This is a genomic window from Pseudomonas allokribbensis, assembly GCF_014863605.1.
GTDB classification, from domain to species: domain Bacteria; phylum Pseudomonadota; class Gammaproteobacteria; order Pseudomonadales; family Pseudomonadaceae; genus Aquipseudomonas; species Aquipseudomonas allokribbensis.
In genome coordinates this window covers 3630939-3647289 of the sequence record NZ_CP062252.1, presented here as the reverse complement: position 1 = coordinate 3647289, position 16351 = coordinate 3630939, and the positions used below count along the sequence as shown (strand labels likewise).

Here is a 16351-nt window from a genome sequence, read left to right as displayed (position 1 = left end):
TCACACAATGCCAGTGGCGTAGAAAGTGCCGATTACCACAAAAACCGCCAGGGTCTTGATCAGCGTAATACAGAAAATGTCTTTGTAGGCTTCACGGTGGGTCAGGCCGGTGACCGCCAGCAACGTGATCACCGCGCCGTTGTGCGGCAGGGTGTCCATGCCACCGCTGGCCATGGCGGCCACGCGGTGCAGCACTTCGAGCGGAATGTTGGCGGCGTGGGCGGCGCTGATGAACTGTTCGGACATCGCTGCCAGGGCGATGCTCATGCCGCCCGAGGCAGAGCCAGTGATACCGGCCAGCAGGGTCACGGTGATCGCTTCGTTGACCAGCGGATTGGGAATGCTCTTGAGCCAGTCGGCGAGCACCAGAAAACCCGGCAACGAGGCGATGACCGCACCGAAACCGTATTCCGATGCGGTGTTCATTGCCGCCAGCAGTGCACCGCTGACCGCGCTTTTGCTGCCTTCGGCAAGCTTGCTGCGAATCGCCTGAAAACCGAACGCCAGCACCATCAGGATGCCCACCAGCAAGGCTGCCTGCACCGCCCAGATCGCCGTGAGTTTGGCGATTTCGGTGGTCACCGGCGCGGCCATGCCCGGCAGCGCGAGGCTGTGGGTCTTGCCGTACCACTGCGGAATCCACTGGGTGAACAGCAGGTTCATGATGCCCACCGCGAGCAGTGGCGACAGCGCCAGCCACGGGTTCGGCAGCTTCAGATCTTCGGCAGTTTCCGGTTCATTGCGCAGTTCGGTGCCATAGCCTTCGCCGGCGCGCTGAGCCTTGTTGCGTTGACGCTGCAAGAACAGCATGCCGGCGCAGAACACGAAAATCGTGCCGATCAGGCCCAACCAGGGCGCCGCCCACGCGGTGGTGTTGAAGAAGGTGCTGGGAATGATGTTCTGGATCTGTGGTGTGCCGGGCAGGGCGTCCATGGTGAACGAGAACGCGCCGAGGGCGATGGTCGCCGGGATCAGGCGCTTGGGGATGTTGCTCTGGCGGAACATTTCCGCTGCGAACGGATAGACCGCAAACACCACCACGAACAGCGAAACGCCGCCGTAGGTGAGCAGGGCGCAGACCAGCACGATTACGAGCATCGCCTGGCGGGTGCCGAGCAAGCGAATGGCTGCCGCGACAATCGAACGGGAGAAACCCGAGAGCTCGATCAGCTTGCCGAACACGGCGCCGAGCAGGAATACGGGAAAGTAGAGTTTGATGAAGCCGACCATTTTCTCCATGAACACCCCGGTGAAGGCAGGGGCGACGGCGGACGGGTCGGTGAGCAGGACGGCGCCGAGGGCGGCGATCGGGGCAAAAAGGATAACGCTGTAGCCACGGTAGGCCGCGAGCATCAGCAGCGCGAGGGCTGCCAAGGCGATGATCACACTCATGGTGTGCTCCTTCGATTGTTATTTTTGTGGGTGAAACGGGTGTGGGAAGGGGCTTTAGCGAGAACTGTGCCAGATGGTTAAGCTGTTGAAATATATGGATTTAATTTGATTTCGGTTATCGATTTTGAAGGTTTTGTCTCTGTTTTGAGACTTTTATGTCTGGGCGGACGATTTCGCGGGCAAGTCCTCTCTTACAGTTGGACATTTTCCCTGTGGGAGTGGGCCTGCTCGCGAAGTTTTCGATATTGTCCCTTTATGGAGATTTGTGTCTCTTTATTGAGACTCTGCAATCCCCAGCGCAATCATCTTCTTGTACAGCGTCGAACGCCCAAGCCCCAATCGCTCAGCCGCTTCAATCACCTTGCCTCCGCATTGCGCGAGGGTCGATTGAATCAACTGCCGGTCAAAACGCTCCCGAGCCTGGCTGAAGGTCTCGTTGCCTGTTGGCTCTGACACTGACGTCGATGCTCGCTCGACCGGTGTAAACGTACCAATCGCCGCGCGAATGTCGCTCGCCGTCAGCATCAAGTCATCACTGAGCAACGCCGCTCGTTCCAGCACATTGCGCAACTCGCGAATGTTCCCCGGCCAGGCGTGCTGCCCCAGCAGCTCCAGGGCTTCGCGATTGAGTTCATGCTGGCTGCGCAGCTCTTCAAGAATCGCTTCACTTAGGGCTGGCAAATCGTCCAGCCGTTCACGCAGTGGCGGCACCTGAATCGGCAGCACATTGAGCCGGTAGTACAAGTCGGCGCGGAACTCGCCGCGCTTGATCGCCGCCTCCAGATCCGTCGAGGTCGCGGCAATCACCCGCACATCGCTCTGGATCACGTCGTTGGAACCTACGGGTTCGAATTCTTTTTCTTGAAGCACCCGCAACAACTTGCTTTGCAGTGGCAGCGGCATGTCGCCGATTTCGTCGAGAAACAGCGTCCCGCCCTGAGCAATCTGCAATTTGCCGGTGCGGCCCTTGCGGTCGGCTCCGGTGAAGGCGCCGGGCGCGGTGCCGAAGAACTCGGCCTCGAGCAGCGCTTCAGGAATTGCCGCACTGTTGATGCTGACGAAGGCCTTGTGCGCCCGGGGCGAAGCGCCGTGGATCGCCTGGGCCAGCAACTCCTTGCCGCTGCCGGTCTCACCCAGCAGCAGAACCGGTGACTCGGCACTGGCGCTGCGACGGGCACGGCGTTTTACCTCCAGGCTCGCGGCGCTGGTGCCGATGAAGTGGGCGAAGTTGTATTTGGTCTGGCGGGCGCGCAGCAACGAACGGGTTGAGGCCAGCTCTTCCTGCATGCTCAGGTAGCGCTTGAGCATCGGCGACAGGCTGCGCAGTTCATCGAACAGGGCGAAGCCGATGGCGCCGATCACCGATCCAGCATCGTCATGGATCGGCAGGCGCATCACCACCAGCGGTTCTTTCGGCGTGTCCTGCATGTCCAGCAGAATCGGTCGCCCGGTGCGCACCACTTCACGCAGCAGACTGCCAGGAATCACGCTTTCACAGGGCTTGCCGATGGCCCCGGCCGCAGAGTCCAGCCCGAAGCGTCGGGCATAGCGCTCGTTCATCCAGACGATGTTCGCATCGCGGTCGACAATCACCGTGCCTTCGCTCGATTGCTCGATGATCTCGAACAACGAACGGATCGCCAGCGTGCGGACCCGTTGGTAATCCTTGAGGCTTTCGGTGGTGTTCATGGCGGCGTCCATTGGCGGAAGTCAGGTGGCGCGATTATGCCTATCCCGGATGCGCCGCCGCCAACAGCTCTTTGGTATAGGGATGCTGCGGCGAGTCGAACACGTCGTGACTGGCGCCGCGTTCGACCACTTTGCCATCCTTGATCACGATCATGTCGTGAGCGAGGGCGCGTACCACTGCCAGATCGTGGCTGATGAACAGGTACGTCAGGCCATGTTTTTCCTGAAGCTGGCGGAGCAGGGCGACCACCTGTTTCTGCACGGTGCGATCCAGTGCGGAGGTCGGTTCGTCGAGCAGGATCAGCGCCGGTTTGAGCACCAGTGCCCGGGCAATGGCGATACGCTGACGCTGGCCACCGGAAAATTCGTGGGGGTAGCGATGACGGCTGTCGGGGTCGAGGCCGACTTCCTTGAGCACCCGAATCACCTGGGCGTCGCACTCATCGGCGGTGGACTGGCAGTGTACCTCCAGCCCTTCGCTGATGATCTGTGCCACCGACATGCGTGGGCTGAGGCTGCCGAACGGGTCCTGAAACACCACCTGCATCTGCCGGCGCCATGGGCGCATTTGCTTCTGGTTCAGGTCATCGAGGGACTGGCCCTGAAAGCGGATGCTGCCTTCGGAATCGAGTAAGCGCAGGATTGCCTGACCCAGCGTTGACTTGCCCGAGCCGGATTCACCGACGATGCCCAACGTTTTGCCACGCTGGATGTTCAGACTGATACCGTCAACGGCACGCAGGTATTGCTTGCGCTGGAACAGCCCGCCGCCCACCGTGAAATCAACCCGCAGGTCATCGACTTCCAGCACGTTTTCCCGTTCGTCCCGGGGAAGCGCTTCTCCCTCGGGTTCGGCGTTGAGCAACACGCAGCTGTAAGGGTGTTTCGGCTCTGTGAACAGGGTTTCGCACGGTGCCTGCTCGACGATTTCCCCGGCCTTCATCACGCACACCCGTTGAGCGATGCTGCGCACCAGATTGAGGTCATGGCTGATCAGCAGCAGCGACATGCCAAGCCGTTGCTGCAGGGATTTGAGCAGCACCAGGATCTTGCGCTGCACGGTGACGTCGAGGGCCGTGGTCGGCTCGTCGGCGATCAACAGTTCCGGTTCGCAGGCCAGAGCCATGGCGATCATGACGCGTTGTCGCTGGCCGCCGGACAATTGGTGGGGGTAAGCCTTCAACCGTTCTTTCGGTTTCTGGATGCCGACCAGTTCGAGCAGTTCGAGAATACGTTTCTGCGCCTCTTTGCCGCCCAGGCCACGGTGCAGCAGCAGGGTTTCGCCAATCTGCTTTTCGATGGTGTGCAGCGGGTTGAGCGAGGTCATCGGCTCCTGGAAGATCATCGCGATGCGGTTGCCCCGCAAGTCGCGCAAGGTCTTGGGATCAGCTCCCACCAGCTCCTGGCCGCGATAGCGAATGCTGCCGGTGGTCTGGGCTTCGCTGTCCGGGAGCAGTTGCAGGATCGAGTGGGCTGTCACCGATTTGCCCGACCCCGACTCGCCGACCAGTGCCAGACACTCGCCGGGGCGGATATCCAGGCACAGATTGCGCACCACGGTCTGGCCATTGAAGGCGACGCTGAGGTCACGGATTTCGATCAGGTTGTCAGTCATTTCAAGGATCCGTTCATGAGCGCGGGTCAAAGGCATCGCGCAACGCTTCGCCGATGAATACCAACAAGGACAGAATCAACGCGAGGGTGAAAAACGCCGTCAATCCCAGCCACGGTGCTTGCAGGTTCTGTTTGCCCTGGCCGATCAACTCGCCCAGCGACGCACTGCCGGCGGGCATGCCGAAACCCAGGAAATCCAGCGCGGTCAGGGTGGAAATCGCCCCGGTCAGAATGAACGGCAGGTAGCTCAACGTGGCATTCATCGCATTGGGCAGGATGTGCCGGAAGATCACCTTGCGGTCGGTCAGGCCCAGCGCCCGCGCAGCCTTGACGTATTCGAGGTTGCGCCCGCGCAGGAATTCGGCCCGCACCACATCCACCAGCGCCAGCCATGAAAACAGTGCCATGATCCCCAGCAGCCACCAGAAGTTCGGCTCGACAAACCCCGACAGAATGATCAGCAGGTACAGCACCGGCAGCCCCGACCAGACTTCGAGCAGGCGCTGACCGAGCAAGTCGATCCAGCCGCCGTAATAGCCTTGCAGGGCGCCGGCCGCGATGCCGATCAGGGCGCTGACGAAGGTCAGCATCAGCGCGAACAGGATCGACACCCGCGCGCCGAAAATCACCCGTGCCAGCACGTCCCGCGCCTGATCGTCGGTGCCCAGCCAGTTGACCGAAGTCGGTGGGCTCGGCGCCGGTTTGTTGAGGTCGTAGTTCGGTGTGTCATCACTGAACGGGATCGGCGGAAACAGCAACCAGCCACCGTCCTTGCGAATCAGGTTCTGGACGTAGTCGCTGCGGTAATCGGCCTGGAACGGCAACTGGCCGCCAAATTCCTGTTCGGTGTGGCGCTTGAACACCGGGAAGTACCACTGGCCCTGATAGCTGACGACCAGCGGTTTGTCGTTGGCGATCAGTTCGCCACCGAGGCTGATCACGAACAGACCAATGAACAACCACAGCGACCACCAGCCCCGACGGTTTTTCTTGAAGCGTTCGAAACGGCGACGGCCCAGAGGCGAGAGCTTGAACATCAGGCATTCCTCGCGGCGAAGTCGATGCGCGGATCGACCAGCGTGTAGCACAGGTCGCCGATCAGTTTTATCAGGAGGCCGAACAGGGTGAAGATGAACAGCGACCCAAACACCACTGGATAGTCGCGGGACACGGCCGCTTCGTAGCTCATGCGCCCGAGGCCGTCGAGGGAGAAGATCACCTCGATCAGCAACGAACCAGCGAAGAACACGCTGATGAAGGCTTGGGGAATGCCCGACACCACCAGCAACATCGCGTTGCGAAACACATGGCCATACAGCACCCGGCGTTCGCTCAGGCCTTTGGCGCGAGCGGTGACCACGTACTGACGGGTGATTTCATTGAGGAACGAGTTCTTGGTGAGGATGGTCAGGGTCGCGAAGCCACCAATCACCAGTGCAGTGACCGGCAGAACAAGGTGCCAGAAGTAGTCGGCAACCTTGCCCAGCGTCGACAGCGACTCAAAGTTGTCCGAAACAAGCCCGCGCACCGGAAACCAGTTCAGCGACGTACCGCCGGCAAACACAACGATCAGAAACATCGCGAATAGAAACGCCGGCATCGCGTAACCGATGATGATCGCCGTACTGCTCCAGATATCGAAATGACTGCCGTGGTGCACGGCTTTGCGAATGCCCAGCGGGATCGATACCAGATAGGTGATCAGCGTCGCCCACAACCCGAGGGAAATGGTCACCGGCATTTTCTGCAGGATCAGGTCGGTAACCGTGGCGCCACGGAAGAAGCTCTTGCCGAAATCCAGCTGCGCATAGTTCTTGAGCATCAGCCACAGGCGTTCATGGGCCGGTTTGTCGAAGCCGTACTGTTTTTCGATGTCCTTGATCAGCTGCGGATCAAGGCCCCGGCTGGCGCGGGAGGTGCTGCTCATGGTTTCGCTTGCACCACCGCCGACATTGGCGCCACCGATGCCTTGCAAATGAGCGATGGCCTGTTCCACCGGACCGCCCGGGGCGGCCTGGATGATCACGAAATTGACCAGCAGAATGATCACCAGGGTCGGGATGATCAGCAGCAGGCGCCGCAGTATGTAAGCCCACATCAGTGCGGCCCTCCGGGTCTGCCACGGCTGATCTTCTCGGCCGTCATCTGCTGGTTGGTCAGCGGCGTGCTGCTGATTTCCCACCAGCTCTCGATCGCTTCGTCATTGCTCGCCTGCACGGTCGGGATGCCGAAGCGGTTCCACCAAACGGTCGAGGTGCCGGGCGGGTAATAATTGGGGATCCAGTAGTAGTTCCATTGCAGCACCCGGTCCAGCGCGTGGGCGTAATGCAGCATATCTGGCTGGGTCGAGGCGCGGATCAGACCGTTGATCAAGGTGTCGACTGCCGGGTTTTTCAGCACCATATAGTTGTTGGCGCCAGGATCGTTGGCCGAGGCGGACCCGAAGTAGTTGAGCAGCTCACCACCGGGCGATGTGGTGACCGGGTAGCCCGTGACAATCATGTCGTAGTCGCGGCTCATCAGTCGGTTGACGTATTGCGAGGAGTCGATGCGGCGGATGTCGAGGTTGATGCCGATCTGTTTCAGCGTGCGCTTGTAGGGCAACAGCAGTCGGTCCATGCCGTTCTGGCTGACCAGGAAGGTGAAGCTCAGCGGCTCGCCCTGCGCGTTGACCAATTGGTCGCCGTCGGGTTTCCAGCCCGCCTGTTCAAGCAGTTCGAGTGCCTGAAGCTGCTTGTCACGGATCAGTCCGCTGCCGTCGGTTTTCGGCGCCTCGAAGACCTTCGTGAATACCTCGTCGGGGATTTGTCCGCGCAGTGGTTCAAGGATCTTCAGTTCGGCAGCGTCCGGCAGTTCACTGGCAGCAAGGGCGCTGTTGGAAAAGTAACTCTGCTGGCGGATGTACATGTTGCGCATCATCTGCCGGTTGCTCCATTCGAAGTCCCAGAGCATGGCCAGGGCCTGACGTACGCGGCGGTCCTGGAACATCGGTTTTTGCAGATTGAACACGAAGCCCTGGGCCGATTGCGGTGCCTCGGTTGCCAGGTGAGCCTTCTGCAGGCGCCCGTCGCTCAGGGCCGGGCTGTCGTAGCCGATCGAGTAGCCGGTAGCGGAAAATTCGCGGTTGTAGTCGTAGGCGCCGCCGCGCAACACCTGGCGGGCGACATCGGTGTCGCCGAAGTACTCGATGCTGAAGTGATCGAAATTGTAGAGCCCGCGGCTGACCGGCAAATCCTTACCCCACCAGTCGCCATTGCGCTCGAAGGTGATACTGCGTCCGGAGTCGACTTTTCCGACTCGGTACGGGCCGCTGCCCAGCGGAGGTTCATAGCCGCCACCGCCAGCGAAATCCCGGGTCTTCCACCAGTGCTCGGGAAACACCGGCAGGGTCGCGATATCCAGTGGCAGGGTGCGGTTTTCATTGCTTTTGAAATCGAAGCGCACAGTGAGCGGCGCCTCGACTTCAACGCCTTTGACGTCGGCGAACTGGGTGCGATAGCGCAGGCTGCCCTGGGTCATCAGCAAATCGTAGGTGTAGCGCACGTCTTCGGCGGTGATCGGTTTGCCGTCGGCGAAGCGAGCCTTGGGGTTGATGAAGAAGCGCAGGGACAGACCGTCCTCGGAACGCTCCATCTTTTGTGCCACCAGTCCGTAGACGGTGTAGGGCTCGTCCATCGAGCGCTGGGCCAGCGGGGAATACAGCAGGCCATCGATCTGGGTGACGCCGATGCCTTTGTCAATGTAGGGCAGGACATGGTCGAAGTGACCGATTTCGATCGCCGAGCGGCGCATCGTTCCGCCCTTGGGGGCCTGCGGATTGGTGTAGTCGAAGTGACTGAAATTGGCCGGATACTTTGCCGGTTCGCCGTAAACGGTCAATGCATGCTGCGGTGCAGCGCTCACACCGGCGGCGCTCATCAGCAGAGCCACGGCAGTGAACATCAAAGTGGAGAAAGCCAGTCGCATTGTCAGCCTTAGAGCCGGGTAATCGATAAGCGCAATTTGTACGCGAGCGCAGCGCTGTTCGCCAGTCGCGTGGTGTAACCAAAACACAACGGCCCGCCATCTGGCGGGCCGTTACACAGCTCAGCGGACGAAGGATCAGTCCTGACGGCTGGTGACTTCCAGCAGGTGATAACCGAACTGGGTCTTGACCGGCCCCTGGACGACATTGATCGGGGCGCTGAAAACCACGGTATCGAATTCCTTGACCATCTGGCCCGGGCCGAACGAGCCCAGATCACCGCCCTGACGGCTGGACGGGCAGGTGGAGTTGGCTTTGGCGACTTCAGCGAAATCGGCGCCGGCTTCGATCTGGGCCTTGAGTTCGTTGCACTTGTCTTCGCTGGAAACCAGGATGTGGCGGGCGGTGGCTTTAGCCATGGGAAAAATCTCCAATCAAATCAGTAAAGGGTGGAGCCTACCGGATTCAGTGGCCGATTTCTCGGCAAAGTTCCGTTCGGCTGTCTGAGGCCGGCTCTCAGAGATTAGCTGCCTGCAGGCGCAAGGCATGCTCGACGTACAACTGGATTGAATCGGCTGAGCCGGCAGGCTCACCGGAGGCCCGACGCAAGCTACGCAAGTGATCAAATGGGTAGTCGGAACGGATCACGGTGCCCAGATGAGAGCTGAAGCGGCCCACAAAACCGTCGTTCTGGCCAGGCTCGGTAATGAAGTACTGCGAAAGTGCCCGGCAGATGCCCTGAATCGGGTCGAGTGTTTGCAGATTCATTTCCGGCACGACGCCACTCCAGGAATAGTAGCGGACGCCATTGACCCGTTCGGCTCCCTGCGCGCCCCAGCTATCTGGCAGGGCTTGCGGATATTTGTCATTGAAATCCCCGACCCCTACGGTCGTCAGTGCATTCAATGCGGCCAGCGCATTTTTCGGCAGGGCTGTGGTTCCACCGAGCAGGCATAGAAAGTCGGAAAACAGCGTGGCCACATTCTGCGCGACGCTCTCTGGCAACCTTCCGGGAATCAGTGCCTTGCGCAAGAAGTCCGCGAGCTCCGAGCCGTGGTTCGGTCCACTGACCGAAGTCACGGAAGCAACCCTTTGTGGGGCAACCGCTGCGGCATAGCGAGCCGCCAATGCGCCCTGACTATGACCGATCAGGTTGACTTTGCTCGCGCCTGTGCCTCTGAGCACAGAATCAATTTGCCCGAGCAGTTGTTTGCCTCGTACTTCATTGTAATGAATGGCTGACAGGTGCGGCACGAACACCTGCACGCCGACGGCCTTCAGCGCCTGTTTGACGTCGTGGAACAGCTCAAAAGGGCCGATGTGCTCGAATCCGAACAGACCGTGCGCCAGCAGGATGGGATAAAGAGTTGTGGCATTTCGTTGCATTTTTCATCCTTGATCGCAGAAGTTCATCGATATTTGCACGGTGCCACTCTAAAACAGTCGTGGAGCTCACGATGTATGAAGAGTCCCGGTTCAGCACCGGAAACTGGATCAGCACCTGAACGAAACTTCCCTGATGTTTGAAGTCCAGATCGGAATGTTTGGACATCTCCTGCGTTGCCCCATGTGTTTTTCCTGCCGTTGCCTACTTCATGTGATGCACTTGCCCGCGTTCTGCACAGCGAATGGACGACATTAAATTTTTGATGAAGCGGCTTGAATAGAGGCTCTTCGACGCAGCAAGCCAGCTGCAGGGTATTTCCAGGGAGTGGAGCTACGAATGAATACGCAGAACGTGCAGGACGCGACGCAAGGCAACGTTTTGGTCGCAACAGTGATCGAGTCATCCGGGCAGTTTTGCAGTCATGAGCCGGTTGACTCACTGCCCGCTGTCACCCTCGACGCTGTGGAGGATGCGGTTCTTGATCCTTCGCGGAACAAGGTCGTTGTGCGGATTGCGCCTTATCCCGATATGGCTTGCGGCGACAGGGTGGTATTGAGTTGGCACGGTCTTGATATCGAGGGCATGCCGTACCGAAACGAAGGCGTTCGATTCGTCAGCGAAGCCCAGTTGGGAAAGGAAATTGTATTTGTCGTCAGAAGCTCTCACATCGCGGCATTGGACGGCGGTTCACTGGAGGTCTTCTGGACATTGACCAGCGCTTCAAGGCCGATGCCGGTGACCTCCGCTCGAGAACGACTGGATGTCGGAGATGTTCGTTACAGTCTGCTGCCGGCCATCATTGACGATGCTGTCGGAGGGAATCTTGAGCCTGCGCGCGTCATCGATGGAACTACGGTCACCCTGCAGCCTTACGCCGGAATGACAGCGGGAGACCGGGTGGCGTTGATCTGGCAAGGTCCCGTAGAGCACGCGTCCTTTCGGGACTGTCTGATCGTCGAATCCTTTGCTGTTGGAGAGCCGCTGGTATTCGGTGTCGACCCACAATTCATCGCCCCGCACCTGGGTGGAGAGGTGGTGGTTCAATACTGCATAGAACAGAAAAGTGGTGCGATTCGTGAGTCAGGGGTTACGCGAGTCAACATTGCTCCGCTGGTGCGGGGCGAACTGACCGCGCCACAAGTGTTGGAGGCGGAAGGCAGGATACTCGACGTAAAGGACACCATTGACGGCGTCAGTGTGGTGATCGGCAATGCGCAGCTGGAGGTTGGAGAGCTGGTTTATCTCAAGTGCGATGGAGAGTTCTTCTTTCATCGTGATGATCGGGAAATCGGCAGCGGGATGGAAGTTGAGCCGCTCGTCTTTATCGTTCCCCATCGATTCTGGCGTGAACACATCAATACGGTCGTGCGTGTGTCTTATTCCGTCGAGCGACTGGACGATGTCAGCCAGGTTTCCGAGGGTGTCTTGTTGCACGTACAGGAATGATCAAACAGCCTTCCGCGCGTATCTGCTACGGAAGGCTGCTTTTGCAATCAAGGCAGAGGTTGTGTCCGAAGGCGGTCGGCTGCATTGAGCAGCAGGTGTTCCGTGGCACTGATGCCCAGGCAGCCATCGGTCACGGACACGCCGTAACGCAACGACTCGCTCAGAGGCTGGCATCCTTCGAACAGGTGCGACTCGATCATCATGCCGACCAGTGAGCGGTCGCCTTGCAGGCGTTGTTCCAGCACATCGTTGAATACTTCCGGCTGACGCAGAGGGTCCTTACCGCTGTTGGCGTGACTGCAATCGACCATGATCCGGCTCGGGATTTTCAGTCGGCTCAGTTCGGTATGGATTCGGGACACGCTGGCGCGATCGTAGTTTGGCCCTTGATGGCCGCCGCGCAGGACCAGGTGCGTGTCCGGGTTGCCCGAAGTCGGAATGATTGCCGGATGGCCCTGGCTGTCTACGCCGAAATGGCGATGTGGATGAGCCGCCGAGCGCATTGCGTCGACGGCAATGGATACGCCGCCATCGGTGCCGTTCTTGAAGCCGACCGGCATGCTCAGTCCGCTGGCCATCTCGCGATGAATCTGTGATTCGGTTGTTCGCGCACCGATGGCAACCCAACTGAGCAGGTCGTCGAAGTAGCCAGCAGCCATGGGTTGCAGAAGTTCGGTGGCAACAGGTAGGCCGAGGCGGATCATTTCCAGCATCAGTTCGCGTGACAACGTCAGGCCGGCGGCCATGTCGTCGCTGCCGTCCAGATGGGGATCGTACGCGAGACCCTTCCAGCCGACGGTGGTGCGGGGTTTTTCGACGTAGGCACGTATCACGAGCAGCATTTCCTGACTGACGTCGTTGGCCAGTCGGGCAAGTTTTTCGGCGTATTCGAGCGCTGATTCGGGATCGTGAATGGAGCAAGGGCCGACAACGACCAGCAAACGGTGGTCTTCGCCGTTGAGAATGGCGCGGATGGCCTGGCGGTGATTGGCAACCTGCTGGTTCAAGGCATTGCTCAGGGGCAATTGCTGCTTGAGTTGCAGCGAACTGGGCAGACGCAGGGTCAATGCTTCGTTGGCCGGGTTCAGGGTGGACAGTGGCAGAGCAGAAACGGACGAGTTCATATTCGGTCTTCCTGGGCTGGTCGCGGGTCTTTCCCGCCGACTCGGCCCTATTGGGGTGTTCGACAGTTGGCCGTATTGGCTACATGTGTTGGCTTGCCACCTGTGGGTGACCGATCGGAGGCGGCAGGCTGTCCCGAGCGGAGGCTGCTAAATCGCCAGGCGGTAAAACTGTCGTAGCGGTAATAAGTGGCGTAGTTCATGTCGTGATTCCTCAAATGTCTGGTGTGTCGCTGAAAGTTCAGGGCCTGAAAAAACAAAACCCCCGGTCGGGAGGCCGACCGGGGGTTGAGAATTCTCTGGTAGGCGACCCGTCTATATGGGCGCCGTGTGGGTATCAGGCGCGCCAGTGGCTAAACCAATACCCAAAATAAAAGCTGGCTGGAGCGCAAATGTTGTTCACGCGCGCAGCCGCAACCGAGCGCTGGGCGCTAGTGGCAAGAAGCTGTGCAAGGGCGTTGAACATGATGTGTCTCCGATGAATGCGCCGAGCTTACTAGAGCCTGATGCGCGTCAGCAATCAGAAAATGCTATTGAAGGTACAAGACGTCCTCTATCGGTTGAGCCTTCGGCAAGCTATGACACACTCTGCCGTTTTCAGCGGTTCAAGGTTGAGTCGCGTCGAGGTTGGCATCAGGGGAGGGCAAGGCATGACGGTGGTGGATGTGCAAACAAGGTTTCATTTGCGACCGGCGACGCCCGATGACCTGTCGTTTACGCGAGAAATCAGTTGCCAGAACATGCTCCGCTATTACATCAGCTACGATCTGCTGTGGCAGGACGAAGCTTTCGATATCGCCTGGGCCGGGCGCGAAAACTGGATGATCGAATGCGATGGCAGGCCTGTAGGCTATTTCAGCCTCAGTCGTGATGCTCGCGCGTTGTACATTCGCGAGTTACAGGTCTGCGGGGGATTTCAGGGACAAGGTGCAGGTTCCTGGGCGATCGATCAGGTTGTTGCAATTGCGCACCTTGAACGTCGCCCGGCATTGCGTCTGACAGTGTTCAAGAACAATCCGGCGCAAAACCTGTATCGCAGAAAGGGAATGGTTGTGCAGGGCGAGGACGAGTGTTTCCTGAGGATGCATCTCGAATTCAGTACACGTGTGCTCTGAAACGCACGGCCGGCAAGCCCTGAATGATGAATTGAAACTTTTTATATGCTGCTTGCCGCTAGGTCTGTCTGGCACTTTTTGCTAAGGTGTCCGGCATCCCAATAAGACCATATCGCGAGGTGTCTGCTTGATTAGGGTGCTAGTGGTCGATGACCATGATCTCGTTCGTACGGGCATTACACGGATGCTGGCCGATATCGATGGCCTGCAAGTGGTTGGCCAGGCCGAGTCCGGGGAAGAATCCCTTATCAAGGCCCGTGAGCTGAAGCCAGACGTGGTGCTGATGGACGTCAAGATGCCTGGCATCGGCGGCCTGGAAGCCACGCGCAAACTGTTGCGCAGCCATCCGGACATCAAGGTGGTTGCAGTCACCGTGTGCGAGGAAGATCCGTTCCCTACCCGATTGTTGCAGGCGGGAGCCGCGGGTTACCTGACCAAGGGTGCTGGATTGCCGGAAATGGTACAGGCTATCCGCCTGGTCTTTGCCGGTCAGCGCTACATCAGTCCGCAAATTGCCCAGCAACTGGCGATCAAGTCCTTCCAGCCAACCAACGATTCTCCGTTCGATGCCTTGTCGGAGCGGGAAATCCAGATTGCCTTGATGATTGTCGGGTGCCAGAAGGTGCAGATCATTTCCGACAAATTGTGCCTGTCGCCAAAAACCGTAAACACCTACCGTTATCGCATTTTCGAGAAGCTTTCGATCAGCAGTGATGTCGAGCTGACGCTTCTGGCAGTTCGTCACGGCATGGTTGATGCCAGCCTCTGACCATGACTGAAACATTCGATTCCGGCGCCTTCCTGTCGACTGTCAGCGGGCGCCCCGGCGTTTACCGCATGTTCGACAGCGATGCGCGTCTGTTGTACGTCGGCAAGGCCAAGAATCTGAAGAAGCGCCTGGCCAGTTACTTTCGAAAAACCGGACTGGCCCCCAAAACCGCCGCGCTGGTCGGGCGAATCGCCCAGGTCGAAACGACCATTACCGCCAACGAAACCGAAGCCCTGCTGCTTGAGCAAACGCTGATCAAGGAGTGGCGGCCGCCGTACAACATCCTGTTGCGCGACGACAAGTCTTATCCGTATGTGTTTCTGTCTGACGGACAATTCCCTCGCCTGAGCATTCATCGCGGTGCCAAGAAGGCCAAGGGCAAGTACTTCGGGCCTTATCCGAGTGCCGGGGCAATTCGCGAAAGCCTCAGCCTTCTGCAGAAGACATTCTTTGTGCGTCAGTGCGAAGACAGCTACTACAAGAACCGGACGCGTCCGTGCCTGCAGTACCAGATCAAACGCTGCAAGGCTCCCTGTGTCGGGCTGGTCGAGCCTGAGGTTTACGCCGAAGACGTGCGGCACTCGGTGATGTTCCTCGAGGGGCGCAGTCATGCGCTGACCAACGAACTGTCCACGGCGATGGAAGAGGCTGCAATCAACCTTGAGTTCGAGCGCGCTGCCGAACTGCGCGATCAGATTGCATTGCTGCGTCGGGTTCAGGATCAGCAGAGCATGGAAGGCGGGACTGGCGATATCGATGTGATCGCAGCTTTCGTCAACCCCGGTGGCGCCTGCGTGCATTTGATCAGCGTGCGGGGAGGGCGGGTTCTGGGCAGCAAGAACTTTTTCCCGCAGGTCGGGATCGAGGAAGACGTTGCCGAAGTCATGGCTGCGTTTCTTGGCCAGTATTTCATCAGCAGCCCCGAGCGCGATTTGCCCAGTGAACTGATCGTCAATGTCGTTCATGAAGACTTTCCCACATTGATCGAAGCGATCCAGGAGCTGCGCGGGCGCGAACTGTCCATCAGTCATCGGGTTCGCGGTACGAGGGCGCGCTGGCAACAGCTGGCCGTGACCAATGCCGAACAGGCGCTGGGTGCGAGGCTCGCGAACCGTCAGCACGTTGCGGCCCGTTTCGAGGCATTGGCCGAGGTGCTGAAGCTGGACGAGCCACCGCAGCGCCTGGAGTGCTACGACATCAGCCACTCCAGCGGCGAGGCAACCGTTGCGTCCTGTGTGGTATTCGGGCCAGAAGGGCCGATCAAATCGGATTACCGCCGATACAACATCGAAGGCGTGACGGCGGGTGATGATTATGCCGCCATGCACCAGGCGTTGACCCGGCGCTTCAGCAAGCTGAAGGACGGTGAGGGCAAGTTGCCGGACATTCTGTTGGTGGACGGCGGCAAAGGGCAGTTGTCGATGGCGCGCGATGTGCTCAACGAACTGGCCGTGCCGGACCTGATCCTGCTGGGTGTAGCGAAAGGTGCGACGCGCAAGGCTGGGTTCGAGACTTTGTATCTGAATGATGCCGCGCACGAATTCACGTTGCGTGGCGACTCTCCAGCGTTGCACCTGATTCAGCAGATTCGTGACGAAGCTCACCGCTTTGCGATCACTGGACACCGTGCGCGCCGTGGCAAAACCCGTCGTACGTCGACGCTGGAAGGCGTGGCAGGCGTGGGGCCGACTCGGCGCAGGGACTTGTTGAAACATTTTGGTGGATTGCAGGAGCTGTCTCGTGCAAGCATCGAAGAGATCGCCAAAGCGCCGGGGATCAGCAAAAAGCTAGCAGAGTCGATTTATGCAAACCTGCATAGTGAGTAGAATGCCCATTCACCTCGTAGCCAGTTGT

13 protein-coding genes are annotated in these 16351 nt (G+C 59.2%); 4 read left to right on the top strand and 9 right to left on the bottom strand.

Features of this window, described 5'->3' with window-relative positions; all coding sequences use genetic code 11:
- The 8 genes from IF199_RS16570 to IF199_RS16535 all read right to left on the bottom strand — a co-directional run bounded on the left by IF199_RS16570 (position 1) and on the right by IF199_RS16535 (position 10045).
- A complete protein-coding gene (locus IF199_RS16570) occupies positions 1 to 1392 on the bottom strand; it encodes a GntP family permease (RefSeq protein WP_192558129.1) in 1392 nt (463 codons plus the stop codon).
- Positions 1393 to 1665: 273 nt separating this feature from the next.
- The gene (locus tag IF199_RS16565; RefSeq protein WP_192558128.1) at positions 1666 to 3081 is read right to left on the bottom strand and encodes a sigma-54 interaction domain-containing protein; all 1416 of its coding nucleotides are present in this window, start codon (positions 3079 to 3081) and stop codon (positions 1666 to 1668) included.
- 40 nt (positions 3082 to 3121) lie between these two features.
- Positions 3122 to 4696, bottom strand: a complete 1575-nt coding sequence (locus tag IF199_RS16560) for an ABC transporter ATP-binding protein (RefSeq protein WP_192558127.1) — start codon at positions 4694 to 4696, stop codon at positions 3122 to 3124.
- Between the two features lie 13 nt (positions 4697 to 4709).
- Entirely contained in the window at positions 4710 to 5732 is a 1023-nt protein-coding gene (locus IF199_RS16555; protein ID WP_102622254.1) for an ABC transporter permease, read from the bottom strand.
- Entirely contained in the window at positions 5732 to 6793 is a 1062-nt protein-coding gene (locus tag IF199_RS16550; RefSeq protein ID WP_096821570.1) for a microcin C ABC transporter permease YejB, read from the bottom strand. The genes IF199_RS16555 and IF199_RS16550 overlap by 1 nt, the downstream gene beginning before the upstream one ends.
- Positions 6793 to 8661, bottom strand: coding sequence for an extracellular solute-binding protein (locus IF199_RS16545; RefSeq protein WP_096821568.1), 1869 nt, complete (start codon positions 8659 to 8661; stop codon positions 6793 to 6795). The genes IF199_RS16550 and IF199_RS16545 overlap by 1 nt, the downstream gene beginning before the upstream one ends.
- A 135-nt stretch (positions 8662 to 8796) precedes the next feature.
- Positions 8797 to 9078 (bottom strand): peptidylprolyl isomerase, encoded by a 282-nt coding sequence (locus tag IF199_RS16540; RefSeq protein WP_041478733.1) that lies wholly within the window; start codon positions 9076 to 9078, stop codon positions 8797 to 8799.
- 97 nt (positions 9079 to 9175) lie between these two features.
- Positions 9176 to 10045, bottom strand: a complete 870-nt coding sequence (locus IF199_RS16535) for an esterase/lipase family protein (protein ID WP_192558126.1) — start codon at positions 10043 to 10045, stop codon at positions 9176 to 9178.
- Between the two features lie 337 nt (positions 10046 to 10382).
- Between IF199_RS16535 and IF199_RS16530 the strand changes: the two genes are divergently transcribed.
- A complete protein-coding gene (locus tag IF199_RS16530; protein WP_244142395.1) occupies positions 10383 to 11492 on the top strand; it encodes a hypothetical protein in 1110 nt (369 codons plus the stop codon).
- Between the two features lie 47 nt (positions 11493 to 11539).
- Here the strand turns inward: IF199_RS16530 and IF199_RS16525 are convergent, their stop codons facing one another.
- Positions 11540 to 12616, bottom strand: coding sequence for a 3-deoxy-7-phosphoheptulonate synthase (locus IF199_RS16525; RefSeq protein WP_192558125.1), 1077 nt, complete (start codon positions 12614 to 12616; stop codon positions 11540 to 11542).
- Positions 12617 to 13263: 647 nt separating this feature from the next.
- On the opposite strand from IF199_RS16525, the gene IF199_RS16520 reads away from it, so the two are divergent.
- From IF199_RS16520 to uvrC, 3 genes are all read left to right on the top strand, one after another.
- Positions 13264 to 13728, top strand: coding sequence for a GNAT family N-acetyltransferase (locus tag IF199_RS16520; RefSeq protein ID WP_192560961.1), 465 nt, complete (start codon positions 13264 to 13266; stop codon positions 13726 to 13728).
- A 127-nt stretch (positions 13729 to 13855) separates the two neighbouring features.
- Entirely contained in the window at positions 13856 to 14497 is a 642-nt protein-coding gene (gacA, locus tag IF199_RS16515; RefSeq protein WP_032829778.1) for a response regulator transcription factor GacA, read from the top strand.
- 2 nt (positions 14498 to 14499) lie between these two features.
- Positions 14500 to 16323 carry an excinuclease ABC subunit UvrC gene (gene uvrC, locus IF199_RS16510; RefSeq protein WP_192558124.1) on the top strand — a complete coding sequence of 608 codons (1824 nt, stop codon included), beginning with the start codon at positions 14500 to 14502 and terminating at the stop codon, positions 16321 to 16323.
- The last annotated feature ends 28 nt before the right edge of the window (positions 16324 to 16351 follow it).

What these genes read in the sequence shown, in the direction of transcription:
- IF199_RS16545 (WP_096821568.1), bottom strand. Translation starts at nt 8,661, where the DNA reads ATGCGACTGGCTTTCTCCACTTTGATGTTCACTGCCGTGGCTCTGCTG.
- IF199_RS16525 (WP_192558125.1), bottom strand. Translation starts at nt 12,616, where the DNA reads ATGAACTCGTCCGTTTCTGCTCTGCCACTGTCCACCCTGAACCCGGCC.
- IF199_RS16540 (WP_041478733.1), bottom strand. Translation starts at nt 9,078, where the DNA reads ATGGCTAAAGCCACCGCCCGCCACATCCTGGTTTCCAGCGAAGACAAG.
- IF199_RS16555 (WP_102622254.1), bottom strand. Translation starts at nt 5,732, where the DNA reads ATGTTCAAGCTCTCGCCTCTGGGCCGTCGCCGTTTCGAACGCTTCAAG.
- IF199_RS16550 (WP_096821570.1), bottom strand. Translation starts at nt 6,793, where the DNA reads ATGTGGGCTTACATACTGCGGCGCCTGCTGCTGATCATCCCGACCCTG.
- IF199_RS16520 (WP_192560961.1), top strand. Translation starts at nt 13,264, where the DNA reads ATGACGGTGGTGGATGTGCAAACAAGGTTTCATTTGCGACCGGCGACG.
- IF199_RS16530 (WP_244142395.1), top strand. Translation starts at nt 10,383, where the DNA reads ATGAATACGCAGAACGTGCAGGACGCGACGCAAGGCAACGTTTTGGTC.
- IF199_RS16565 (WP_192558128.1), bottom strand. Translation starts at nt 3,081, where the DNA reads ATGAACACCACCGAAAGCCTCAAGGATTACCAACGGGTCCGCACGCTG.
- IF199_RS16560 (WP_192558127.1), bottom strand. Translation starts at nt 4,696, where the DNA reads ATGACTGACAACCTGATCGAAATCCGTGACCTCAGCGTCGCCTTCAAT.
- IF199_RS16570 (WP_192558129.1), bottom strand. Translation starts at nt 1,392, where the DNA reads ATGAGTGTGATCATCGCCTTGGCAGCCCTCGCGCTGCTGATGCTCGCG.
- IF199_RS16535 (WP_192558126.1), bottom strand. Translation starts at nt 10,045, where the DNA reads ATGCAACGAAATGCCACAACTCTTTATCCCATCCTGCTGGCGCACGGT.
- uvrC (WP_192558124.1), top strand. Translation starts at nt 14,500, where the DNA reads ATGACTGAAACATTCGATTCCGGCGCCTTCCTGTCGACTGTCAGCGGG.